This window comes from Burkholderia sp. BCC1208 (genome assembly GCF_902833095.1).
Classification (GTDB): Bacteria; Pseudomonadota; Gammaproteobacteria; order Burkholderiales; family Burkholderiaceae; genus Burkholderia.
In genome coordinates, this window is sequence record NZ_CADFDY010000004.1 from 17,869 (window position 1) to 41,422 (window position 23,554).

24 protein-coding genes are annotated in these 23,554 nt (G+C 68.7%); 8 read left to right on the plus strand and 16 right to left on the minus strand.

What is annotated here, in order from left to right; genetic code table 11:
- Window positions 1-5: 5 nt before the first annotated feature.
- From flgH to flgB, 7 genes are read right to left on the minus strand one after another with little or no spacing between them, the layout of a single operon-like run.
- Window positions 6-695: a flagellar basal body L-ring protein FlgH gene (gene flgH, locus HWX09_RS10355; protein ID WP_027785668.1), complete on the minus strand. Its 690-nt coding sequence runs from the start codon at window positions 693-695 to the stop codon at window positions 6-8.
- Window positions 696-716: 21 nt separating this feature from the next.
- Window positions 717-1,505 (minus strand): flagellar basal-body rod protein FlgG, encoded by a 789-nt coding sequence (gene flgG / locus HWX09_RS10360; RefSeq protein WP_027785669.1) that lies wholly within the window; start codon window positions 1,503-1,505, stop codon window positions 717-719.
- 34 nt (window positions 1,506-1,539) lie between these two features.
- Window positions 1,540-2,298 (minus strand): flagellar basal-body rod protein FlgF, encoded by a 759-nt coding sequence (flgF, locus tag HWX09_RS10365; RefSeq protein ID WP_027785670.1) that lies wholly within the window; start codon window positions 2,296-2,298, stop codon window positions 1,540-1,542.
- Between the two features lie 19 nt (window positions 2,299-2,317).
- The gene (gene flgE / locus HWX09_RS10370) at window positions 2,318-3,559 is read right to left on the minus strand and encodes a flagellar hook protein FlgE (protein WP_027785671.1); all 1,242 of its coding nucleotides are present in this window, start codon (window positions 3,557-3,559) and stop codon (window positions 2,318-2,320) included.
- A 27-nt stretch (window positions 3,560-3,586) separates the two neighbouring features.
- Window positions 3,587-4,333, minus strand: a complete 747-nt coding sequence (locus tag HWX09_RS10375; RefSeq protein WP_027785672.1) for a flagellar hook assembly protein FlgD — start codon at window positions 4,331-4,333, stop codon at window positions 3,587-3,589.
- Between the two features lie 54 nt (window positions 4,334-4,387).
- Window positions 4,388-4,813: a flagellar basal body rod protein FlgC gene (gene flgC / locus HWX09_RS10380; RefSeq protein ID WP_027785673.1), complete on the minus strand. Its 426-nt coding sequence runs from the start codon at window positions 4,811-4,813 to the stop codon at window positions 4,388-4,390.
- 40 nt (window positions 4,814-4,853) lie between these two features.
- Entirely contained in the window at window positions 4,854-5,342 is a 489-nt protein-coding gene (gene flgB, locus HWX09_RS10385; protein WP_027785674.1) for a flagellar basal body rod protein FlgB, read from the minus strand.
- A 204-nt stretch (window positions 5,343-5,546) separates the two neighbouring features.
- On the opposite strand from flgB, the gene flgA reads away from it, so the two are divergent.
- The 3 genes from flgA (at window position 5,547) to HWX09_RS10400 (ending at window position 7,732) form a co-directional block, all read left to right on the plus strand.
- Entirely contained in the window at window positions 5,547-6,767 is a 1,221-nt protein-coding gene (gene flgA / locus HWX09_RS10390) for a flagellar basal body P-ring formation chaperone FlgA (protein WP_027785675.1), read from the plus strand.
- Between the two features lie 117 nt (window positions 6,768-6,884).
- Entirely contained in the window at window positions 6,885-7,214 is a 330-nt protein-coding gene (gene flgM / locus HWX09_RS10395) for a flagellar biosynthesis anti-sigma factor FlgM (protein WP_027785676.1), read from the plus strand.
- A 77-nt stretch (window positions 7,215-7,291) separates the two neighbouring features.
- Window positions 7,292-7,732 carry a flagellar protein FlgN gene (locus tag HWX09_RS10400; protein WP_027785677.1) on the plus strand — a complete coding sequence of 147 codons (441 nt, stop codon included), beginning with the start codon at window positions 7,292-7,294 and terminating at the stop codon, window positions 7,730-7,732.
- A gap of 49 nt (window positions 7,733-7,781) precedes the next feature.
- Here HWX09_RS10400 and HWX09_RS10405 read toward each other — a convergent pair whose 3' ends face one another.
- Window positions 7,782-9,632: a M24 family metallopeptidase gene (locus HWX09_RS10405; RefSeq protein ID WP_027785678.1), complete on the minus strand. Its 1,851-nt coding sequence runs from the start codon at window positions 9,630-9,632 to the stop codon at window positions 7,782-7,784.
- A 359-nt stretch (window positions 9,633-9,991) separates the two neighbouring features.
- Between HWX09_RS10405 and HWX09_RS10410 the strand changes: the two genes are divergently transcribed.
- Window positions 9,992-10,771 carry an XRE family transcriptional regulator gene (locus tag HWX09_RS10410; RefSeq protein ID WP_027785679.1) on the plus strand — a complete coding sequence of 260 codons (780 nt, stop codon included), beginning with the start codon at window positions 9,992-9,994 and terminating at the stop codon, window positions 10,769-10,771.
- 39 nt (window positions 10,772-10,810) lie between these two features.
- On the opposite strand, the gene HWX09_RS10415 is transcribed toward HWX09_RS10410, so the two are convergent.
- The 4 genes from HWX09_RS10415 to HWX09_RS10430 form a co-directional block, all read right to left on the minus strand.
- Window positions 10,811-12,052 (minus strand): multifunctional CCA addition/repair protein, encoded by a 1,242-nt coding sequence (locus tag HWX09_RS10415; protein ID WP_027785680.1) that lies wholly within the window; start codon window positions 12,050-12,052, stop codon window positions 10,811-10,813.
- Entirely contained in the window at window positions 12,049-12,696 is a 648-nt protein-coding gene (locus HWX09_RS10420; protein ID WP_027785681.1) for a glutathione S-transferase family protein, read from the minus strand. The genes HWX09_RS10415 and HWX09_RS10420 overlap by 4 nt, the downstream gene beginning before the upstream one ends.
- Window positions 12,697-12,762: 66 nt before the next feature.
- On the minus strand, window positions 12,763-13,722 hold the full coding sequence (locus tag HWX09_RS10425; RefSeq protein WP_027785682.1) for a complex I NDUFA9 subunit family protein: 960 nt from the start codon (window positions 13,720-13,722) through the stop codon (window positions 12,763-12,765).
- A gap of 237 nt (window positions 13,723-13,959) precedes the next feature.
- Entirely contained in the window at window positions 13,960-15,912 is a 1,953-nt protein-coding gene (locus tag HWX09_RS10430) for a lytic transglycosylase domain-containing protein (protein WP_027785683.1), read from the minus strand.
- A gap of 8 nt (window positions 15,913-15,920) precedes the next feature.
- Between HWX09_RS10430 and HWX09_RS10435 the strand changes: the two genes are divergently transcribed.
- Window positions 15,921-16,529 (plus strand): 5-formyltetrahydrofolate cyclo-ligase, encoded by a 609-nt coding sequence (locus tag HWX09_RS10435; RefSeq protein WP_051421410.1) that lies wholly within the window; start codon window positions 15,921-15,923, stop codon window positions 16,527-16,529.
- 74 nt (window positions 16,530-16,603) lie between these two features.
- Here the strand turns inward: HWX09_RS10435 and HWX09_RS10440 are convergent, their stop codons facing one another.
- Window positions 16,604-17,116, minus strand: a complete 513-nt coding sequence (locus HWX09_RS10440; RefSeq protein ID WP_011546427.1) for a winged helix DNA-binding protein — start codon at window positions 17,114-17,116, stop codon at window positions 16,604-16,606.
- A 149-nt stretch (window positions 17,117-17,265) separates the two neighbouring features.
- Here HWX09_RS10440 and pxpB point away from each other — a divergent pair, with 149 nt between their 5' ends.
- The 3 genes from pxpB to pxpA are packed head-to-tail and all read left to right on the plus strand — an operon-like array spanning window position 17,266 to window position 19,806.
- Entirely contained in the window at window positions 17,266-17,922 is a 657-nt protein-coding gene (gene pxpB, locus HWX09_RS10445; RefSeq protein WP_027785685.1) for a 5-oxoprolinase subunit PxpB, read from the plus strand.
- On the plus strand, window positions 17,919-18,986 hold the full coding sequence (locus tag HWX09_RS10450) for a biotin-dependent carboxyltransferase family protein (protein ID WP_027785686.1): 1,068 nt from the start codon (window positions 17,919-17,921) through the stop codon (window positions 18,984-18,986). Before pxpB ends, HWX09_RS10450 begins: the two co-directional genes overlap by 4 nt.
- A 55-nt stretch (window positions 18,987-19,041) precedes the next feature.
- Window positions 19,042-19,806: a 5-oxoprolinase subunit PxpA gene (gene pxpA / locus HWX09_RS10455; RefSeq protein ID WP_027785687.1), complete on the plus strand. Its 765-nt coding sequence runs from the start codon at window positions 19,042-19,044 to the stop codon at window positions 19,804-19,806.
- Between the two features lie 559 nt (window positions 19,807-20,365).
- Here the strand turns inward: pxpA and HWX09_RS10460 are convergent.
- From HWX09_RS10460 to HWX09_RS10470, 3 genes are read right to left on the minus strand one after another with little or no spacing between them, the layout of a single operon-like run.
- Window positions 20,366-21,511 (minus strand): TraB/GumN family protein, encoded by a 1,146-nt coding sequence (locus HWX09_RS10460; protein WP_027785688.1) that lies wholly within the window; start codon window positions 21,509-21,511, stop codon window positions 20,366-20,368.
- Entirely contained in the window at window positions 21,504-22,520 is a 1,017-nt protein-coding gene (locus tag HWX09_RS10465; protein WP_027785689.1) for a peptide ABC transporter ATP-binding protein, read from the minus strand. The genes HWX09_RS10460 and HWX09_RS10465 overlap by 8 nt, the downstream gene beginning before the upstream one ends.
- Window positions 22,517-23,515, minus strand: coding sequence for an ABC transporter ATP-binding protein (locus tag HWX09_RS10470; RefSeq protein ID WP_027785690.1), 999 nt, complete (start codon window positions 23,513-23,515; stop codon window positions 22,517-22,519). The genes HWX09_RS10465 and HWX09_RS10470 overlap by 4 nt, the downstream gene beginning before the upstream one ends.
- Window positions 23,516-23,554: the final 39 nt, after the last annotated feature.

Here is a 23,554-nt window from a genome sequence, read left to right on the forward strand (position 1 = left end):
CGTCATCACCACGGCGCGATGTTGAGGAAGAAGCGCTGCAGCCAGCCCATCGTCTCGGCTTCGTTGATGTAGCCCTTCGACGAGTATTCGATCTTCGCGTCGGCGACCTGGGTCGAATAGACCGAGTTCGCGCCCGAGATCGTGTTCGGGTTGACGACGCCCGAGAAGCGCACGAATTCGTTGCCCTGGTTGATCAGCATCTGCTTCTCGCCGCTCACCACGAGGTTGCCGTTCGGCAGCACGTTGGTGACGGTCACCGTGATCGTGCCGTTGAACGTGTTCGCCGCGCTCGCGCCGCCGGTGGCCGCGAACTTGTTCGCGCCGGTCGCCGACAGGTTCGCCTTCGCGAACAGCCCGCCGAGGAAGCCGACCGTCGGCACGTTGAAGTCGGTATTGCCCTGCCGGTTCGTGTTCGCGCCCGACGATTTGGTCGCGTTGATGTTCTCCGCGATCATGATCGTCAGGATGTCGCCGATGTTGCGCGGCCGCTGATCCTCGAACAGCGGTCGCCCGGCGTAGCCGGGGTTGTAGATCGAGCCGGGCGCCTGCATCGACATCGGCATCGGCGGCTGCGCCGTCATCGGCTGCTGGATGATCGGATCGCGCGGAATCTGCGCGCAACCGGCGAGCGCCGCCACCGCGACCGCGCAGGCGGCGCGGACGGTGGCTGACGAGGGGAGGCGAACCTGCTTCATGGCGACGACGGGACGTTCCGGTTAGGTCTTCATCTGCGTGACGGTCTGCAGCATCTGGTCGGACGTCGTCACGGCCTTGCTGTTGATCTCGTAGGCACGCTGCGTCTGGATCATGTTGACGAGTTCCTGCACGACGTTCACGTTCGACGCCTCGACGTAGCCCTGGTTGAGCACGCCCGCGCCGTTCAGCCCCGGCTGCGACACGTTCGGCGCGCCCGACGACGTCGTTTCCGCGAACAGGTTCTCGCCCTTCGCCTCGAGGCCGGTCGGGTTGATGAAGGTCGCGATCTGCAGCGAGCCGATCTGGACCGCGTTGCCCGAGCCCGGCTGCGTGACCGACACGACGCCGTCCTTGCCGATCGTCAGCGACTGCGCGTTCTGCGGCACGGTGATCGCCGGCAGGACCTGGTAGCCGCTCGACGTGACGAGCTGGCCCTGCGCGTTGGTCTGGAACGAACCGTCGCGCGTGTACGCGTTGGTGCCGTCCGGCATCAGCACCTGGAAGAAGCCCGCGCCGTTGATCGCGACGTCCTTCGAGTTGCCGGTCTGCGTGAGGCCGCCCTGCGTGTACAGGCGCTCGGTCGCGACCTGCTGCACGCCGGTGCCGAGCTGCAGGCCCGACGGCAGCTCGGTCTGCTGCGTCGAATTCGCACCGGGCTGGCGGATGGTCTGGTACAGCAGATCCTCGAACACCGCGCGCGACGCCTTGAAGCCGTTCGTGCTGGTGTTCGCGAGGTTGTTCGAAATCACGTCCATCTGCGCCTGCTGCGCATTCATGCCGGTGGCGGCGATGTAGAGCGAACGATTCATTTGTCAGGTCTCCTGCGTAGGGTGGCGCGGGCGCTCAGCTGAAATTGAGCAGCTGGTTCGCCGTCTGCTCGTTCTGGTCGGCCGTCTGGATCAGCTTCGACTGCAGCTGGAACGCGCGTGCGTTGTCGATCATCGCGACCATCGCGGTCACCGGGTTGACGTTGCTGCCTTCGAGCGAATTCGGCGTGACGACCACGTTCGGGTCGGTATCGGCCGGATTGCCGTCGGCGGTGCGGAACAACCCGTCGTTGCCGCGCGTGAGCGTGGCCGGATCGGGATTGACGAGCTTCATCTGGTCGACGATCGCGACCGCCGTCGGCGGGTCGCCCGGCATCAGCGCGGACACCGTGCCGTCCTTGCCGATCGTCACTTCCGCGTTCGGCGGCACCGAGATCGGGCCGCCGTTGCCGACCACCGGCAGGTTGCTCGCGTTGACGAGCTGGCCGTTTTCGTCGACGTGCAGATTGCCGGCGCGCGTGTACGCCTCGCTGCCGTCGGCCGTCTGCACCGACAGCCAGCCGGCGCCCTGCACGGCGACGTCGAGCGGATTGCCGGTGCGCGTGATCGGACCCGGCGCGTAATCGGCGCCGGGCGTGGACGACAGCACGTAGGTACGCGTCGTCGTCGGATCGATGTTGCTGCCGTCGCCGAAATTCATCGGCACCGCGCGATACGTCGCGAGCTGCGCGCGAAAACCCGTCGTCGATGCGTTCGCGAGGTTGTTCGCGACGATCGCCTGCTGGTCGAGCGACTGCGACGCGCCCGTCATCGCCGTATAGATCAGTCGGTCCATGGCTGCCGGTTATCCGCGCTTACAGGTTGATGAGCGTCTGGTCGACGGTCTGCTGCGTCTTGATCGTCTGCGCGTTCGCCTGGTAGTTGCGCTGCGCGGTGATCAGGTTGACGAGCTGCGACGTGAGGTCGACGTTCGAGTTCTCGAGCGCGCTGCCCTGCAGCGTGCCGTGGTTCGTGCTGCCCGGCGCAGAGACCTGCGGCACGCCCGACGCGGCGGATTCCGCGTACTGGTTGCCGCCGAGGTTCACCAGCCCGTTCGGGTTGTTGAAGTTCGCGAGCGCGATCTGGCCGAGCACGGCGGTCTGGCCGTTCGAGTAGTTGCCGGTCAGCTTGCCGTCGGTGCCGATCGAGTAGGTCGTCAGCGTGCCGCTCGCGTAGCCGTCCTGCGCGAGGTTGTTCACGCCGTCCTTGCCGCCGTACTGCGTCGTGCCGGTCAGGTCGAGCGTCAGTGCCTGCGGCGTCGCCGAGCCGTCGGTGTTCGGCACGGTGAACTGGAACTGGCCAAGCGACGCGGTCGGCGCGGCCGGCGTGCCGGTCGTCGTGCTCTTGATCACGCCCGACGTATCGAACGTGATCGTGCCGAGATCGGTCGTCGCGCCGCCCTGCACGCCCGCGTACGCTTCCCACGTGCCGGCCGCCGACTTCACGAAGTACATGTTGACGGCCTGCGAGCCGCCGAGCGAGTCGTACACCTGGATCGCGGTCGAGTAGTTGTACGTCGTGTTGTCGGTCGCGCTGAACGGCGTCTTGGTCGGCACCGTGTCCTGCGAGTTCAGGTTGAACTGGCCGGTGATCTTGGTCGTCGCGGTCGGCGCGATGTTGCTGGTCGGCGCCTGCAGCGGCACGGTCTGCGCAGTGTTGATCACGCCGCCCGCGTTGGCCGCGTAGCCCATCAGGTTACGGCCCTGCGCGTCGACGATGAAGCCGTTCTTGTCGCGCTGGAACGTGCCGTCGCGCGAGTACGTCGTCACGCCGTTGTTCGACATCTGGAAGAAGCCGTTGCCGTTGATCGCGACGTCGAGCGAGGAATTCGTCGTATTGATCGTGCCCTGCCCGAAGTTCTGCTGCACCGCGTTCAGCGACGTGCCGATGCCGATCTGCGTGTTGACCGACGTCGCGACCGAGTTCGCGTACATGTCGGCGAACTGCGCGGTGCTCGACTTGAAGCCGACCGTGTTCGCGTTCGCGATGTTGTTGCCGATCACGTCGAGCGCGTTCGATGCGCCGGCGAGGCCGCTCAGTCCCTGTTGATAACCCATTTCGGTCTCCGTTACGAGAAAGCTCGATCAGTTGGTGGTGGTGTCGCCGGACGAGGACGACTTGGTGTTCGGGAAGATCGACGCAACCTGGGTGAGCCCCACCGTCGTGCCGTTCGACAGCACGAGCCCCGCGGTGCCGTCCGCCTGCTTGATCACGCTCTGCACCTGCGAGGCCGCGAGCGTCGTGGCCGCCTGCGGCGTGCCGGCACTGTTGGTGTACGACGCGCTGACCGTGTACTTGCCGTCCGGCAGCGCGTTGCCGGCCGCGTCGGTCGGCGTCCAGTTGAACGGCACGGTGCCGGCCGACTGCGCGCCCGCGTTGATCGTGTTCACGACGGCGCCCGCCGAGTTCTTCACGGTGATCGTCAGGTTCGACACCGAACTCGCGAGCGACACCCCGAACGGCGACGCCGCGCCGCTCTTCACCGCGACGCTATTGCCCGGCGCGAGCACGTTCGTGCCGATCAGCAGCGCGGCCTGCGTCTGCTGGCCGGCCGCGAGCTGCGTCGACAGCGACGTGAGCGACGTGTTCAGTTGCGCGATGCCGCTCACCGTGTTGATCTGCGCGAGCTGCGACGTCATCTGCGAGCTGTCCACCGGGCTGGTCGGATCCTGGTTCTGCAGCTGCGTGACGAGCAGCTTCAGGAACGTCGCCTGCAGGTCGCTCGCCGACGTGCCGTTGGTCGACGACACGTTGTTGGTGTTCATCGTGTCGGTCGGCAGCGTCGACACGCTGGTGCCGTTGCCGCCGATCGTCGTGTTGGAGGATGTCATCCTGGGTGGCCTTCTGTCGGAACTGTCGGGTCGGTAAGGTCGGGCGACGGCGGCTTACGAGCCGATCGTCAGCGTCTTGAGCATCAGCGTCTTCGCGGTGTTCAGCGTCTCGACGTTGGCCTGGTACGAGCGCGACGCCGAGATCATGTTCACCATCTCCTGCACCGGATCGACGTTCGGCATCTGCACGTAGCCGTTCGCGTCGGCGGCCGGGTTCGCCGGGTCGTAGGTCGATTTCATCGGCGACGGGTCGTCCATCACCTTGGTCACGCGCACGCCGCCCACGCCCTGGCCGGACGCGCTGCGCGCGCCGCCGAGCGGGTCGGTCGCGAACACGACCTGCTTGGCCTTGTACGGCTTGCCGTCGGGGCCGGTCGCGCTGTCGGCGTTCGCGAGGTTCGACGCGGTGACGTTCAGGCGCTGCGATTGCGCGGACAGCGCCGAACCGGCGACGCCGAAGATGTTCATCAACGAGGGCATGGAGGCTCCTTGTGCTGGGGTCCGGATTCGGAAGCGGCGCTTACGAGTTGGTCGTGATCGCGGCGATCATCGCCTTGATCTGCTGGGTCATCACGGTCATCCCGGTTTCGTAGTGCAACGCGTTGTTCGCGAACTGCACGCGCTCGACGTCGAGATCGACCGTGTTGCCGTCGAGCGACGGCTGCAGCGGCATCCGGTATTGCGCGCGGCCGTAGTCGTCCGACGGGCCGCCCGTCGGGATCAGCTTCGCGGTGCCGGCCATGTGGCCCGGCGCCGTCGACACCATCGACATGCCGCTCGTCACGCCGGCCGGCTGCGCCATCGGCAGTTGCGCCGCGTTGCTCGGCGCAAGGCCGCCGCTCGTCTGCTTCAGCGAGCGCGCGAGCGTCGACGCGAAATCGACGTCGCGGGCCTGGTAGCCGGGCGTGTCGGCGTTCGCGATGTTCGACGACAGCAGTTCCTGCCGGTAGGCGCGCACGTCGAGCGCCTGTCGGCCGAACGCGAATTCCGCATCGAGTTTGTCCAGCATGTGTGCGTCTCTCCGTATGAAGCGCTGCACGCCCCTCGCACCGGATGGCGACCCGAGAGGCTTTTTTCCATGACAGCGATGGTAGGCGCGGGACGCAACCGGCAATCGGACGAATAACGCGGCAAAGCCCCCCTCTATTCATCGTTTGCGCGACGTCCCCGCTCCCTAGAATGCGAAGCGGATCAACGGATCGAGGACACGGCGATGACTGGCGGCGCACTTCGCGACAGGAGCGGGCGGCTCATGCACGTCCGGCGTGCGTTCGCGCTCGCCGCGGCGCTGTGGATCGCCGCGCCTACCGTGCACGCCGACGACGGGATGATCGTGATTCCCGGGCGCGGCGAGACGGCCGAAACCGCGCTCGCCCACGCCAATGCGGCGAGCGGCGGGCAGTTCGGCGGGAATGCGGGTGTCGCTTCGGCTTCGGGCGCGCAGTGGGCGGCCGGCGCCGGCTACGCGGCGCAACCACCCGGCCCGATGGTCGTGACGAGCGTCCCGCCGCCGGCCACCGCACCGGTCCCCGCGCCGGCCCCGATCCACGCAGCCGCCCGCGCGAACGCCGGTTACGGCGCGTCGCCGCGCGCGGCGGACCCCGCCGCCATCGCGACGGTCGTCGCCGGCACGGCCGAACCTGCATCGATGTCCGCGCGGCCGACGCCGCAGCAGGCAATGGCCGCCCGGCTGGCGGCGGCCCGCACCGCGTCGGTCGCGGCGGCGCCGCGCACGGCTGCTGCTGCGGCTTCGGCGGCTTCGGCCAACCCGGCCCCGGCCGCCGCCGCCGCCCAGCCCGCGACGCCGCCCGGCCAGCAAGACCCCGAAACGATCCGGCGCGCGGCGCTCGCGTTCCTGCAGCAGCAGATCGCCGGCCTGCCCGGCAAGACCACCGCGACCGTCACGACCGCCTTTCCGCGCGGGCTCGCCACGTGCACGACGCTCGAACCGTTCTTGCCGACCGGCGCGCGGCTCTGGGGCCGCACGACGGTCGGCGTGCGCTGCGCGGGCGAACGGCCATGGACGGTCTACCTGCAGGCGAAGGTCGCCGTGCAGGCCACCTATTACGTCGCCGCGCGCCAGATCGCGCCCGGCGAGCCGCTCTCCGCGGCCGACCTGGTCGCGCGCGACGGCGATCTGACGGTGCTGCCGCTCGCGGTGATCACCGATCCGGCGCAGGCGATCGGCGCGACCGCGCTCGCGCGCATCTCGGCCGGGCTGCCGCTGCGGCAGGACATGCTGAAGAGCGCGGCGTCGGTGTCGGCCGGCCAGACGGTGCGGGTCGTCGCGGCCGGCCCCGGCTTCACGATCTCGGCCGAGGGCAGCGTGCTCGCGAATGCGGCGCCGGGCCAGTCGGTGCGGGTGCGGATGGCGGCCGGGCAGATCGTCACGGCGATCGTCAAGGACGCCGGCACCGTCGAAATTCCGCTGTAGGGACGGATCCGCCGCAAGAATGTAAAGAATTGTTTATTCGGAGCCATTCGGGCTCGCGATGCTAAAGTTCGGGCCGACCCGGCCGTTATCTGGGTCAAACCGTACAGGAAACCCATCGTGAAGATCGATTCCACTCCGAAACCGAGCCCCCTCGCGCCGACCGGCACCGGCGCGGCCCGTGCGCAGTCCGGCACGGCCCAGTCGTCCGGGCAGGCAGCCGACGCAGGATCGACCGGCGGCGACACGACCGTGAACCTGTCGGGTCTGTCGGGCCAGCTGCGTTCGGTATCCGCGTCGGGCGACGCCGATATCGACACGGGCCTGGTCCAGTCGATCAAGGACGCGCTGAACAACGGCACGCTGACAATCGACGCGAACAAGATTGCCGACGGCGTATTGAACACCGCCCGCGAACTGCTGCAGCAGCAGCGCCCGCAGGGCAGCTAATCCCGGCCTCGTGGCCGGGTCACCCGGTTTGCCGGCGCGCACAGCACTGTGCGCACCGGCGTGACGAGCATGACGCGATGAGAGAAGAGCTGCTGGCCACGGTCAACGACGAACACGCGACGGTCGAAGCGTTCGCGTCCCTGCTCGTCTACGAGGAAAAGGCGCTGACGACGGCCGAGCCGCTCGAGATGCTGCCCGGGATCGTCGAGAAGAAGAGCGAACTGATCGACCGGCTCGCGCAGCTCGAACGCACGCGCGACACGCAGCTTTGCGCGCTCGGCTTTCCGGCCGGCAAGAAAGGCATGGACCAGGCCGCCGAGCGCGATGCGCGCCTCGCGGGCCGCTGGCAACTGCTGCAACAGGCCGCCGAACGCGCGCGCCAGGCCAACGCGAACAACGGGATGCTGATCCGCATCCGGATGGACTACAACGAGCGCGCGCTCGCGGTGCTGCGCTCGGCGCCCGCGCCGGCCGGCGTCTACGGCCCGGACGGACGCGTCTCGGCGCTGACGCGCTGACGTCGCGCCGCGCGGCCGCCCGGCGGCCGCGCCCCTGCCTTCCCCGTCGTTACAACAGCGGACACGCGGTGACCTGCGTGCCGCGTTCCACGCACAGCCGCTCGTAGTCGCGCAGATACGCGCGCTCGGCGTCGTCCAGCAGGTCGAGATCGATCAGATCCCAGTCGTAGCCCACCGTCACGATGTTCTCGAACGTCACGGTGTCGGGCTGCACATCGTCCGGCCGCACGATCACGATGTTCTCGATCCGCACGCCGCCCTTGCCCGGCAGGTAGATGCCCGGCTCGACCGAAATCACCGCATTCGGCACCAGCCCGTACCGCGCGCCCGGCGCGAACCGCACGCCGCCCTCGTGTACGTGAATCCCGACGCCGTGCCCCGTGCCGTGGCCGAAATCGTAGCCGTGATCGCGACACACCTGCCGCACCAGCGCATCGACGTCGCCGCCTTTCGCGGTGGCCGGAAAGCGCGTGACGAGCCCCTTGATGCAGGCCTTCAGCGCGACCGTGTAAATCTCGCGCTGCCACGGCTGCGCGACCGTGTCCGCCCGCGTGCGGCGCAGCACGACGCGCGTGCAGTCCGTCGCGAAGCCGGCTTCGTAGTACGCGCCGCTGTCGAGCAGCACGAGTTCGCCTTCGGTCAGTTCGACCTCGGCGCTCGCCGCCGTGTAATGCGCGAAGGCGCTGTTCGCGCCGTTCGCCGCGATCGACGGAAACGACAGCGCGAGCGCCGAGCGCGCGCCGTACGCGTCGTTGATCGTGCGTGCGAGGTCGTACTCGGTGTGGCGCACGCCCGGCTCGCCGGTCTTCGCCCAGCGCATCGTCTCGGCGATGGCCGCGGAGCTGCGCGCGAACGCGTCGCGAAAGCGCTCGAGCACCGCCGGCGTCTTGCTCGCCCGCATCGCCTCGACCGGGTTGAAATCGGCATGCCGCGCGTGCGGCCACACGCGCTTCACCGTGTCGACGAGCGCGCAGTTCACCGATTCGAAGCCGTAGCACACGTGCTCGACCGCGAACGGCGCGAGAAAGCGCTCGAGCGCCGCGACGTCGCGGCGGATCACGTGCAGCGCCGGATACGAATCGAGCGCGACCTCGCAGCCGTCGCAGCCTTCCGGTAAAAACAGCGCCACCTGGCCGCCGATCGCGAACAGGAAGCCGAGGTGCGACGACGCGTTCGGGATGTGATAGCCGCGGCTGTTCAGCAGATATGCGAGATCGTCCGATGCGCAGGTGAAGAACGCCGTCCTGCCGTCGGCCGCGCCGGTATGCGCGGCGAGCCGGCGGTTCAGCGCGTCGAGGTTTTGCGCGACGCTCAGGCCGGTCATCGCGGCCGGGATCTCGAAGATCGGTCGCTCGACGTTCCAGCCCGGCAGCGCGATCGCGCGGTCGATCTCGCGGTCGGCGAGGCTCGACCAGTCGAGCGACGCGGCCTGCGTCTGCTCGAACAGCCGGTCGCGCTGGGCAACGCTGATCCGCCGCGCGTCGTAGCCGACCCGCGCGAGCCGGCTCGCGTGCGCGACCAGCCACTCGGCCATCGCCTGCCAGATCGTCACGTTCATGCCGAGCTTCTCGATGCGCACCCGCGCCGGATCGCACTGCTCGTCGGCCTGGAAGTGATAGCGGCCGTCGACGAACAGCACGAACGGCGGCACGCCGAGCGCCTGCGCGGTCGCCGCGCTCAGGAAGATCCCGCAGCCGGCCGAGCCGTCGAAGCCGGACACCGCATAGCGCGGGTTGTTGCTGCGCGGCAGATACTCGGTCACGTATTCGTCCTGCGACGTGATCAGCACCGCGTCGAGTCGCGCGGCATCGAGCAGGCGCGACAGGGCCGCCTGCGTGTCGGCGACGGACGCGTCGTACGGGGGAAGGCCGGAGAAGCTGTATTTCAGTCGATCGATCATCGGATGCCCGTTATTCATTGTCGGCGGCGGCCGGCGGCGTGTCGCGGCGTCGTGCCTGCCTGACACGACAGGTCGCCGCGGCGCCGGTCGCGCATGGCGCGACGCCGTTCCGGCGGCAGCCCTCGGGGGGAATTTTCGTCTCACTTAACTTTGTTTGATGCGCGACAGAATCTAGAGCACGGGGAAATTGAGGTCAAGCCAAAATTTTCGTAGGACTAAAATCGGCGTGCTGCCTGCGGATCCCGGCACAGCGCCAATTCGCGCGGCGACACCGCGCGGTACAATGCGCCGGCCTCGCCGCCCCGGCGACCGCACCGCCGCTGCGCCCGCGCCCCGGCTCGTTGCCACGAAAGAGATTCATGGATTCAGACCTCATGCGTATCGGCCAGCGCATTCGCCGCCTGCGCCGGGAAGCGAAGAAGACGCTGCTGGAAGTCGCGACCGAGGCGAAGCTGTCGGTCGGATTCCTGTCGCAGGTCGAACGCCATCTGACGGGCATCTCGCTGTCGTCGCTCGTCAACGTCGCGAAGGCGCTGGGCGTGCCGCTCGGCGCGCTGATCGACCAGCCGCGCCAGGCGCAGCCCGATTCGCACGAGGGCAGCCGCAAGCCGTATGCGCTCGACGCCGCGTCGCAGTGGTACGAGCGGCTGTCCACCACGTTCGACGGCAGCCAGATCAACGCGCTCAAGGTGCAGATGATGGAAGGCTACCGGTCGGAATGGGTCGCGCACGGCGGCGACGAATTCGTGTACGTGCTGACCGGCCGCATCTGCTACACGGTCGGCAAGAAGGATTACCCGCTGACGCCCGGCGACTCGCTGCACTTCGACGCGCGCAAGCGGCATCGCGTGGCCAACGTCGGCGACGGGCCGGCCGAGCTGATCGCAGTCAGCACGCTGCCGCTGTTCGACGACAGTTGTGCGGAATTCGTGTCGACGACGACGGCAATCGGGCAGTCGAAGCCCGGCGAGCCGCGCGCGAGCCGCCGCGCGCCGGCGCCCGAACGGGATGACCGCGACGCCGCCGCGGCGCGGCCGTCCACGCTTGGCGCGGCCGAAAAGAAGGTGTCGGCGAAGCCGCGCGCCGCCGCCGGCAAACGCCCGGCGGCCGCCACGTCGAAGCGCACGAAGAAACCGTGACGGTTGGCGGGCGCGCACGCCGTGCGCGCCATTCCGCGCCTACTCGCCGATCGCGAGCGCCTGCGCGACGGCCTGGATCCGCGCGCGATGCACGGCGTCCTTGATCTTCTCCGTGTCGGTGCCGATGCCGCGCGCGATCGCGCCGGCATCGACGCTGCGCGCCGCCACGAGCGCGACGCGCAGCCGCTCGGCCTGCGGATACGGCTGCGCATCGAGCCCGAGCCGGCCGCGCGCATCCGATTCGCACGCCTGCAGCAATTCGGCGAAGCGCGCCGGCTTGCGCAGCGCGTCGCTGCGCTCGAAGAGCCGCACCAGCGCGGCCGCGCCCATCTCCATCACGCGATGCAGGTTGCCATGCTCGCGCGCGACCACCAGCGCGAGATCGCGGCATTCGTTCGGCACGCGCAGCCGTTCGCACAACGGCTTGAGCAGCTCGACGCTGCGGCTTTCGTGGCCGACGTGGCGCGGCAGCACGTCCGCGGGCGTCGTCCCCTTGCCGAGATCGTGCGTGAGCGCCGCGAAGCGCACCGCCAGCGAATAGCCCTGCTTCGCCGCGTAGTCGACGACCATCATCACGTGCACGCCGGTATCGACTTCCGGGTGGTAGTCGGCGCGCTGCGGCACGCCCCACAACGCGTTCACCTCGGGCAGGATGCGCGCGAGCGCGCCGCATTCGCGCAGCACCGCGAACATCCGCGACGGCTTCGCCTCCATCAGCCCGCGCGCGATTTCCTGCCACACGCGTTCGGGCACGAGCGCGTCGACCTCGCCCGCGTCGACCATCCGCCGCATCAGCGCGAGCGTTTCGTCGGCGACCGTGAAATCCGCGAACCGCGCGGCGAAGCGCGCGATGCGCAGGATCCGCACCGGATCCTCGACGAACGCGTCGCTCACGTGCCGGAACACACGCGCGCGCAGGTCGGCCTGCCCGTCGAACGGATCGATCACCGGACCGACCAGCGCGCCCTCCGGGCTCACCTCGCGCGCCATCGCGTTGATCGTCAGGTCGCGCCGCGCGAGATCCTCGTCGAGCGTCACGTCCGGCGCGTAATGGAACTGGAAGCCGTGATAGCCGGCCGCCGTCTTGCGCTCGGTACGCGCCAGCGCGTATTCCTCCTGCGTCTGCGGATGCAGGAACACCGGGAAATCCTTGCCGACCGGCCGGAAGCCCTGCGCGGTCATCTGCTCGGGCGTCGCGCCGACCACCACGTAATCGCGGTCCTGCACCGGCACGCCGAGCAATTCGTCGCGGATCGCTCCGCCTACTGCGTAGATGTTCATGGCTGAGGTTCGTATTCGGCGATCACGTTGGTTTCACGGCGCGCGGCATCGATCCACCGCTGCACCGCCGGCAGCGCCGTCACGCGCGCCGCATAGCCGGCCGCCTCCGACGACAGCGCCGGCGCATACGTGTTGAAGCGCATCACGACGGGCGCATACATCGCATCGGCGATCCCGAATTCGCCGAACAGGAACGGCCCGCCCGATGCCTCGATGCATTCGCTCCACAGCGCGTCGATGCGCGCGACATCGGCGAGCGCATCGGGCGTCGCGCCGCGCCCCGGCATCGACTGACGGATGTTCATGCCCATCTGCGTGCGCAGCGCCGCGAAGCCCGAATGCATCTCGGCGGATACGCAGCGCGCATGCGCACGCGCGAGCGGGTCGGCCGGCCACATCGGCAAGTGCGGATAGCGCTCGGCGAGCGTCTCGGCGATCGCGAGCGAATCCCAGATCGCCAAGCCGTGATCGTCGACCAGGCATGGCACCTTGCCGGACGGCGAATACGCGAGGATGCGCGCGGCCGTGTCGTCGCGGCGCAGTTCGATCGCGATCTCGTCGAACGGGATGCCGAAATGCGTGAGCAGCACCCACGGGCGCATCGACCACGACGAGTAGTTCTTGTCTCCAATGACGAGTTTCATGACGGGGTTCCGGAAAACGCGAAAAAGGAAAAGAAAAGGGCCGACCCGCGGCGCCCCACGCGGGCGCTAGCGACGCGAGCGGAACCAGTCGAACCGCGAGCGCCCGGTCGCTTCGCCGAGATACGCGGGCGCAATGCTTTCGAGACTCGCGGGCGAGATCCCGAGTTCCGGCGCGAGCGGCCCCGACAGCACGTTGGGCACCGACATCGTCGCGAGATTGTCGCGCGTGAGCATCGGCTCGCCGGGCAGGCATTCGAACACGCTCGCCTGCAGCCGCGCAAGCGCGTCGGGCAGCCGCACGATGCGTGCCTGCCGGCCGACCAGCGTGCCGCAATAGCGCACCAGTTGCTCGAGCGTGTAGACGGTCGGGCCGCCGATTTCGTAGGTCTTGCCGTGCGCGGCCGCGAGATCGAGCGTGTTGACGAACGCGCGCACGACATCGCCGACGAACACCGGCTGGAAGCGCGCATCGGGCATCGCGAGCGGGAGCACGGGCACCGTGCGCTGCAGGTTCGCGAACGTGTTGAGGAATGCATCGCCCGGGCCGAACACGACCGACGGACGGAAGATCGTCAGCGCGAGCGAATCGGTGGCCGCGACCGCATGCAGCGCGGCTTCGCCGTCACCCTTCGAGCGCTGGTACATGCTCGCGCCGTGCGAATCGGCGCCGAGCGCGCTCATGTGCAGTACGCGCCGCACGCCGGCCTCCACGCACGCGGCGGCCAGCGCGGCCGGCAGCGCGACGTGCGCGCGCGCGAAGCCCGGCCCGTACGGCGTGCCGCGGCCGCCGTGCAGCACGCCGATCAGGTTGATCGCCGCCTGCGCGCCGGCGACGAAGCGCGCGAGCGTGCGCGTATCGAGCGCGTCGAGTTCGACGATGTCGACCGGCAGCATCTGCAGGTGGCGCGCGTGGTCGCGCCGGCGCGTGCCGATCCGCACCTGCTTGCCCGCGTCGATCAGCGCATTGACGAGCCGGGTGCCGATGAAGCCGGTGCCGCCCAGCAGCGCGACGGTCTGGCGATCCATGTTCGGAGCCTCCGAGGGGCTGTTCACGCTAATAACGGGCTTGCGAACGAGCCTGGCCGGTTGCAGTGCAAGAAGCAAGGAGCGCCGTTTGGCCGAGCCAAACAAGCGACGCGCGACGCCGCGATGCGGCCGGCCAGGCTCGTTCCCCTGACTTGGAAAAATCATGAATGGGGCTGGCCCGTTATTAGCGTGAACAGCCCCTTAAACACTGCCGCGTCTCGCGCGGCAGTTCGTATATCAGGGCGAGATCATGCCTAGACGTTTCTTCAACGACTGCGGTTTGCCCTCGAAGAGCGCCGCGTAGTAGACGGTGTTCGACAGCACGTTCTTCACGTAGTCGCGCGTCTCGTTGAACGGAATCGTCTCCGCGAAGATCGCGCCTTCGACCGGCTGCGTCAACACCTGGCGCCACTGGCGCGGCCGGCCCGGGCCCGCGTTGTAACCGGCGGTGGCGAGCACCGGCGAGCTGTCGAAGTTGTTGTAGATGTCCGCCAGATACCAGGTACCGAGCTGGATGTTGGTGTCGATGTCGTGCATCTGCGCACGCGAGATCGACCCCATGCCGAGCTTCTTCGCGACCATCTGCGCCGTCGCCGGCATCAGTTGCATCAGGCCGCCCGCGCCGACCGACGAACGCGCGCTGATGATGAAGCGCGATTCCTGGCGGATCAGCCCGTACGCCCACTCGATGTCGAGGCCCGTCGACTGCGCATAGCGCTCGACGGTGGTGCGGTACGGCGACGGGTAGCGCAGCGTGAAGTCGTGCTCGGCCTTCGTGCGGTCGGCCGTGTTGACCGTGCGGTCGAGCAGCTCGACGCGCTTGCCGTATTCGGCGGCCGCGAGCAGCTGGCGATCGGTCATCCCGCGCAGCGGCCAGTTCCATTCGCGATTGCCTTCGAGGCGCAGATTCAGCGCGTAAAAACGCTGCGCGAGCGCGAAGCCCGGGATCTTGCCCATCGCATCGATCTCGGCGTCGCTCACCTTCGTGCGCGGCGGGATCGTCGTGCGCTGGCCGAGCTCCTCGCCGGCCAACTGCCCGTAGAAGTTGAACTGGCCGGCGACCTGCTCGAATTCCTGGTTCGCCTGCAGCGTGTCGCCGCTCTGCTTGAGCGCGCGCGCATGCCAGTAGATCCACGCCGGATCGTTACGCAGCGACGGCGGCATCTGATCGATCGACCAGCGCACCATCGGCCAGTTGCCGGCGAGCAGCGCGGCGCGCGTGCGCCACTCATAGCCCGCGTTCGACAGCGGCGCGTTCGCCGATTTCGCGTACCAGACCGATGCCATCGGCGAGCGCTTGATCGCACCCTGGTAGCCGATCGCGCCCCACGCGATCGCCTGTTCCTGCTTGGTGAGCGAAGGCGCGACCGTCGTCAGCATCCCGGCGGCGGCGTCCGGATCGTTGCGCGCCATCCGGCTGAGCGCGATCAGCGCGAGCTGATGCGACGCGGCATCGGGGCCGACGCCGCGCGCGAGGTACAGCGGCGGCGCGCTCGTCGCCTGGTCGAAACCGGCCGGGCGCGGGCCGAGCGCATCGACGATCTTGCCGCCGAGCGTCGTGTAGTTCTGCTCGTACGCGAGGCGCGCCTGCTGCCACACGTCGTCGCTCGTGAACTGCTGGTTGACGGCGAGCGCGGTGATCAGGTCGACGCACGCATCGCCGTAGTTCTTCGGCTCGACCAGCAGCGCGCGCGCCGCCTCGGCGACGTTCTCGTTGCGCGCCGCGCGCGATTCGAGCGCATAGCACTTGACCTGCGTGTCGTCGTCGAGCACGAAGCGCTTGTACTGGTCGTCGAAATTGCGCCAGTCGTGGCGCGCGCCGAGTACGAGCAGGTAGTCGTTGCGCAGGCGATCGGCGATCGCCTGGCCATCGTAGCGCTGCAGGAACGACTGCACGGGCGCGTCCGGCGCATCGACGCGCGCGCGGCCCGTCGAATCGAACAACTGCGGCTTGATCTGGAAATACTCGACGTAGGACGGAACCGGATAGTTCGGGATCATCGACGCGAGCTGCGCGGCCTTCGCGGCGTCGTTGCGGCGTGCGGCTTCGCGAAGCTGCACGAAGATCTGGTCATCCCCGGGGAGCGTGTCGTCGTTCGGTGCGGCGCACGCGGCCGTGCCCGCGACGAGCGCGGCGGCGGAAAGTGCGAGCGCGACCGCGCGATATACTCGGAAAAGGCTGTTCGACATCGTTTTGAATGGAGCACGAAGTGAGCGAAAGCATAGCACGCAACCCTGTGCCGAACCCGAAGGTTGCGCTGCGCAAAATGCTGTCCGGCGCCCGTCGCGACGCCGCGTCGCAGCCCGCCGCGAACGCCGCGCTCGACGCGCGGCTGCGCACGCTGCTCGAGCGCCTGGCGCCGCGCACGGTCGGGTTCTACTGGCCGCTGCCCGGCGAATTCGATGCGCGCGACGCGGTGCTCGCGTGGTGCGCGGCGGGTGCCGGCCGGTGCGCCGCGTTGCCGGTGATCGGCGAGCGTCACACGCCGCTCGCGTTCCATGCGTGGGACGCGCACACGCCGATGCGCGAAGGTCATCACCGGATTCCCGAACCGGCGTCGGGAATCGTCGTCGTGCCCGATCTTTTGCTGATTCCCTGCGTGGGATTCGATCCGCAGCGCTACCGGCTCGGCTACGGCGGCGGCTACTACGACCGCACGCTCGCCGCGTGGCCGGGCGACGCGCTGCCCGTGACGGTCGGCATCGCATACGAAGCGTGCCGCGTCGATGCGCTGCCGGCCGAAGCGCACGACCTCGCACTGCGCTGGATCGTCACCGACGGTGCGCTTTACCCGGCCGCCGGATGATGCCGCGCGCGGCGCCGCGATCGGCGCCGCCGGCCCGCGAGCGCGTCGCCGCGCCCGACCGTTTCCGCCGTCGTTTACAGCGATGCCGCCGCGCGCGCGGCCGTGTCGTAGAGGCCCGATGCGTGGCGCAGCAACTGCGCCGCGTCGCCGATCTGCTCGTTGGTGAGGCCGCTGTCCTTCAGCGTCTCGATCAGGCAGTGCTCGCGCACCTCGCGGTACTTCAGGCACAGGTCGCGGCCCGCGTCGGTCGCGAAGAAGAACACTTCCTTGCCGCTCTTCTCGCTCTTCACATAGCCACGGGCGATCAGTTTTTTCAGCGCATAGGTCGCGACGTGCGTATCCTCGATATTGAGCACGAAGCAGATGTCGGCGAGCTTCTTCTTGCGTTCGCGATGGCTGACGTGATGCAGCAGCGAGACCTCGACCGCCGTCATGTCCTTCGCGCCCGCCGCCGACATGCAGCGCACCATCCAGCGGTTGAACGCGTTGCCGGCCATGATGAGCCCGTATTCGAGCTCCGACAGCTCCGCGCTCGAATCGGAAACGAGGTGTTCGGATGACACGATCTTGGTCGCAGGACGCTTCATGGAAAGGCGGCGCAAGCCGGATGACAGGATGTGCCCGAGTGTACGCCAGAAGCCCCGACATACGAGCTAGGCGAAAACGCTTATTGAGAAGTTGTCGATATTTTATCGACAATGTGCGCTAACATTGCCGTCCGAACCGTGCCAGTCCGATGACGCAACCCCGCATTTATCCGCTCGGCGATGCCGCCCTCGTCTGCGAGGCGCCGCCGCCCGCCACGCTCGATTGTCAGCGCCGCGTCTGGGCCGTGGCCGCGGCCGCGCGCGCGTGGCCCGACGTGATCGACGTCGTCCCCGGCATGAACAACCTGACCATCGTGTTCGACTCGCTCGCCGCGACGGCCGACTCGCTCACGCCCGCGCTGCGCGACGCGTGGGAGACGGCCGACGTCGAGCACGCGGACGGCCGCGAGGTCGAGATCCCGGTCGAGTACGGCGGTGCCGCCGGCCCCGACCTGGCGGCCGTCGCCGCCCACACGGGGCTGTCGGCCGACGAGGTCGTCGCGCGCCACGCGGCCGGCGCCTACGTCGTGTTCTTCGTCGGATTTCAGCCGGGCTTCGCGTATCTCGGCGGCCTCGACGCGTCACTGCACACGCCGCGCCGCGCGGCGCCGCGCCTCGAGGTGCCGGCCGGCTCGGTCGGCATCGGCGGCGCGCAGACGGGCATCTACCCGGCCACGTCGCCCGGCGGCTGGCAACTGATCGGTCGCACGTCGCAGCTGCTGTTCGACCCGGCGCGGCCGCAGCCGACGCTGCTGCTGCCCGGCGACCGCGTACGCTTCACCATTGCGGGAGTCGACGCACGATGACCCAGAGCAACGCACCGGGCACCATCGAGGTCGTGCGGGCCGGCCCGCTGTCGACCGTGCAGGATCTCGGGCGCCGCGGCACGCGCCATCTCGGCGTCGCGCAGGGCGGCGCGCTCGACGGCCTCGCGCTCGAAGTCGGCAACCGGCTCGTCGGCAACCGCCCCGACGCGGCGGCCGTCGAAATCACGATCGGCCCCGCCACGTTCCGCTTCACGCGCGCCACGCGCATCGCGATCACCGGTACCGAGTTCGGCGCGACGCTCGACGGCCGGCGCGTGCATTCGTGGTGGAGCCTGCCGGTCGACGCCGGGCAGACGCTCGTGCTGCCGGCCGCGAAACGCGGGATGCGCGGCTACCTGTGCATCGCGGGCGGCATCGACGTGCTGCCGATGCTCGGCTCGCGCAGCACCGATCTCGCGTCGCGCTTCGGCGGCCTCGGCGGCCGCACGCTGCGCGACGGCGACCGCCTCCCGGTCGGCGTGCCGCCGGCCGGCGCGAGCTGCCTCGCGGCCGATGCGCCCGAATTCGGCGTGAAGGCGCCGGCCTGGTGCGCGTTCGTGCGCGTCGACGAACCGCCGCGCCGTCACCGCCCCGCGCATGCGCCGTGGGCGATGCCCGTGCGCGTGCTGCCGGGCCCCGACTACGCGTCGTTCGCGGCCGATTCGCAGCAGGCGTTGTGGGACGAGGAATGGCTCGTCACCGCGAACAGCAACCGGATGGGCTATCGGCTCGCCGGCGCCGAGCTCGTGCGCGAGCGGCCGGTCGAGCTGTTGTCGCACGCGGTGTTGCCCGGCACGATCCAGGTGCCGCCGAATGGCCAGCCGATCGTGCTGATGCACGACGCGCAGACCACCGGCGGCTACCCGAAGATCGGCACGGTGATCCGCGCCGACCTGTGGAAGCTCGCGCAGGCGCGGCTCAACCTGCCGATCCGCTTCGTACGCACGACCCTCGACGCCGCGCGCGCCGCCCTCGTCGCGGAACGGGCGTACCTGCGGCAGATCGACGTCGCGATCGAGATGCGCGAGGAAGCGCGCCGCCGTGCCCAATCGCGCGCGGCGTGACAATGATGGAAGCAGCACGGAGGACGCGCCACGCAATCAGTGGACGAGGAACATCATGGAAATCGATCTGAATGCCGATCTCGGCGAAGGATGCGGATCGGACGAGGCGCTGCTCGACCTCGTCACGTCGGCGAACATCGCATGCGGATGGCATGCAGGCGGCGCGAATGCGATGCGCGACTGCGTGCGCTGGGCCGTGCAGAAAGGCGTGTCGATCGGCGCGCATCCGAGTTTTCACGATCCGGAGAATTTCGGCCGCAAGGAAATGCAGCTGCCGGCCGGCGACATCTATGCGGGCGTGCTGTACCAGCTCGGCGCGCTGTCGGCGATCGCGCAGGCCGAGGGCGGCCGCATCGCGCACGTGAAACCGCACGGCGCGCTGTACAACCAGGCCGCGCGCGATCCGATGATCGCCGACGCGGTGGTGTCCGCGATCCACGACTTCGATCCGTCACTCGCGGTGTTCGGGCTCGCGAACAGCGTGTTCGTCGCGGCAGCGCGGCATGCGGGGCTCTCGGCGGTGGAGGAAGTGTTCGCCGATCGCGGCTACCGCGCGGACGGCTCGCTCGTGCCGCGCAGCCTGCCCGGCGCGCTGATCGACGATGAAGACGCGGTGCTCGCGCGCACGCTCGACATGGTGCGCAACCGGCAGGTGCGCGCGCTGAGCGGCGAATGGGTGCCGCTCAATGCGCAGACCGTCTGCCTGCATGGCGACGGGCCGCACGCGCTGGCGTTCGCGAAGCGGATCCGCGCGGCGCTCGAGGCCGCGGGTGTCGATGTGGTGGCGCCGGGGGCATTGCAGGCGGACGAAGGCGCGTAACGAAGCATTCGGTGCGTCGCCCGCGCGTTGCACGTTTTCGTCGCACCAAAGAAAAAAGCGCCCTCGTGGCGCTTTTCCGTTGGCGCAATCGCTGCGGCTTCGCCGTCTGTCGATTCACCCCCCGAAACCGTCTTTCGACGGTGACCGGAAAAATATTCCGGATTAAAAAACGTCCGCCGCCGCCCGATCACTGCCTTCCCCGGTCAGACGACGGAACGTCGCTTATGTGCAAGTCGGCCTGCATGCATGTGTTGTTCGACGATGATTGGCCCCGCCGTGCATGCAGACTCTCCGCGGCCGGCACGCGCTTCACGTGCCGGCGACGCTCACCCCGCGCTTTATTTCTGCTACCCCGTAGAACTTATCTATTCTTTTCATTTTTTCAACTTGTGGAGTGAAGAATAGATATTGGCCGAACGGGATGTCAATCGTTTTAAACGCTATTTTCCGACGATTCAAGGGTTTTCCTTATCGATTGCCGCCGCCATGCAGGCGCCTCGCCGCGTGCGCACGGCGTCGATCAAACAGGGGGAGATCGGTGCATCGGAGCCGCGCGCGATCAGTTCGCGTCGACCCGGTATCCTTGCTGGCGCAACAATTCGAGCACGCCGCGCGGGCCGCCCAGATGCAGCGCGCCGATCGCGACGAACAGCGGCCGGTTCGGCGCCGCGATTGCCGTCATCCGTGCAACGAAGCGCCGGTTGCGCTCGTACACGATCTTGTTGTCGAGCGACGCCGACAACGCCTTCGAACGCGCGAGCCGCTCGCTCTTCGCGACGGCCCATGCGGAGATCGCATCGGCGTCGCCAATTCGCCACAGTCGGTGCAGCGCCTTGATGTCGTCGGCGTTCTGCGCGGGCGTCTGCACCATGTCCTGCGCGAGCATCTCGCGCTGCTCGGCGAGCGTCAGCCCGGTGAACGCGCGCATCTGTTCGGCGAGCGTCTCGAGCCCGATCACGCGGCCGCCCTTCTTCTTCAGGAACACGTTCTGCAGTTGCGCCTCGGTGCCGTATTCGGTCTGCAGGCCCGCCGACAGCGAATCGTAGGTCTCGACGACGAGCGCCGCGAGCCACGGCCGCATCTTGCGGATCTCGGCGAGCGCGGCCGGGTTGCCGCGCAGGCGCGCCGCGAGCCGCTGCCACAGCGGCTCGGGCAGCAGGCGCTGCAGGCACGGGTAGCGGCACACGCCGTACTTCGACACGTCGTCCTGCGATTCGAGCAGATCGTCGGGCGACAGCTCGAGCGCGAGCGTCGGCGACGCGGCGAGCGCCGCGAGGATCCGCGGCCGGAACGGCTGCATGCTCGGATAATCGGACGGGTCGCCCGTATGCAGCGTGCCGAGCACGTAGAGCGTGACCTTGCCCTTGGTCGCGACGTAGAACGGCATGCGCGCCGGCTGCACGCGCACGGCGCCGCTCGACACCGTGCCGTCCGACACGGACGGCGCATGGAAGCCCGGCAGGCTCATGCCCGGCGGCGGAACCTGCGCCGGATGAATCGGCGAAGTCGCCGGCGCACGCCCTTCGGCGCGCGCCGGTTCGACGGGCACCACGACGCTGGCCGCCACGCACGCGCCGGCCAGCGCCGCGCCCGTGACGGTACGCACGCTCCAGCGCCGCGCGTAGCGGTACGCGCGCATCGCGCGCGCGCCGCCTGTTCCCGCACGGCGCACACCGGACACGCGCGCCGCCAACGCTTCAGGCATTCGCCTCCCCGACCTCCTCGGCGCGATGGCAGGCCACGCGCCGGCCGTCCACTTCGCGCAATTGCGGCTCCTCGACGCGGCACCGCTCGACCGCGTACGGGCAGCGCTGGTGGAACGCGCAGCCCGACGGCGGATTGAGCGGCGACGGCAGCTCGCCCTGCAGCTTGATCTGCACGCGGCGGTCTTCCTCGAAGATCGCCGGCGTCGCCGACATCAGCGCCCGCGTGTACGGATGGCGCGGCCGTGCGTAGATCGTCGCCTTGTCGCCGAGCTCGGCGACGCTGCCGAAGTACATCACCATCACGTCGTCCGCGACGTGCTCGACCACCGACAGGTTGTGCGAGATGAACACGTAGCTCGTCTTGAACTGCTCCTGCAGATCCATGAACAGGTTCAGGATCTGCGCCTGGATCGACACGTCGAGCGCGGACACCGGCTCGTCGGCGACGACGATACGCGGATCGAGGATCATCGCGCGCGCGATCGCGACCCGCTGGCGCTGGCCGCCCGAGAACATGTGCGGATAGCGCTTCGCGTGCTCGGGCCGCAGGCCGACCGTGCGCATGATCTGCGCGATGCGCGCGGCGCGCTCGGCGGCCGTCAGGTTCGCGTTGATCTCGAGCGGCTCGGAGAGCGTCTGCTCGACGGTCTTGCGCGGGTTCAGCGACGCGAACGGGTTCTGGAACACCATCTGCACGCGGCGGCGCAGGTCGGCGACCGTGTCGCGGCTCGCGCCGGCCACGTTCTTGCCGTCGATCGTCAGGCTGCCCGCCGTGGGCGTCTCGATCATCGTGAGCTGGCGCGCGAGCGTCGACTTCCCGCAGCCCGATTCGCCGACGACGGCGAGCGTCTTGCCGCGCTTCAGCGAGAACGACACGCCGTTCAGCGCCTTGACCGTGCCCTGGCCGAACATCCCGCGCTTCACCGAATAGTGTTTCGCGAGGCCATCGGCCACCAGCACAGCTTCCTCGTCGTGCGATGCGCGAGGCGTTTCATTGACAGCATTCATCGTGCGCCTCGCGTCAGGTCGAGATTGGAAACATTGAGCGGCTTGATGCAGCGCGCACGCATCGCATCGTTGCCCGACACCAGCGTGTCGAGCGCCGGCCGCGCCTTGCGGCAATCGTCGACGACGTACTTGCAGCGCGGCGCGAACAGGCACCCGGACGGGCGATCATCGCGGCCCGGCACCATGCCGGGCAATGCGGCAAGGCGACGCGCCCCCTGATTGTGCTCGGGAATCGCCGCGAGCAGCGCTTCGGTGTACGGATGATGCGGCGCGCGGAAGATGTCGGGCACGCGGTTGGTCTCGATGATCTCGCCCGCGTACATCACCGCGACGCGATGCGCGACCTCGGACACCACGGCCAGATCGTGCGAGATCAGCACGAGCGCCATCCCGCGTTCCTTCTGCAGCTTCACGAGCAGATCCATGATCTGCGCCTGGATCGTCACGTCGAGCGCGGTGGTCGGCTCGTCGGCGATCAGGAGCTTCGGGTTGCACGCCACCGCCATCGCGATCATCACGCGCTGGTTCATCCCGCCCGACATCTGGTGCGGGAACGACGCGATGCGGTTCTTCGCATCGGGAATGCCGACCTGGTCGAGCAGTTCGAGCGCGCGCCGGTGCAGCGCGTCGCCGCGCAGGCCTTCGTGCAGCTTCAGCACCTCCTTGATCTGGTAGCCGACCGTGTAGCTCGGGTTCAGGCTCGTCAGCGCGTCCTGGAACACCATCGCGATGTCCTTGCCGACGATCTTGCGGCGCGCCTTCGGCGACGCCTTCAGCAGATCGACGCCGTTGAACGTCACCTCGTCGGCCGTCACCTTGCCGGGCGCGTCGATCAGGCCCATCAGCGCCATCATCGTCACGCTCTTGCCCGAGCCCGATTCGCCGACGACGCCCACGACCTCGCCCGGCGCGACCGACAGATGGATCCGGTCGACCGCGGGCAGGCCGTTGAAGTTCACCGCGAGATTGCGGATAGTCAGTAGATCTTGGCTCATGTCATCCTCCGCCGGGCCGCTCCAAGGAGGATGACCGCC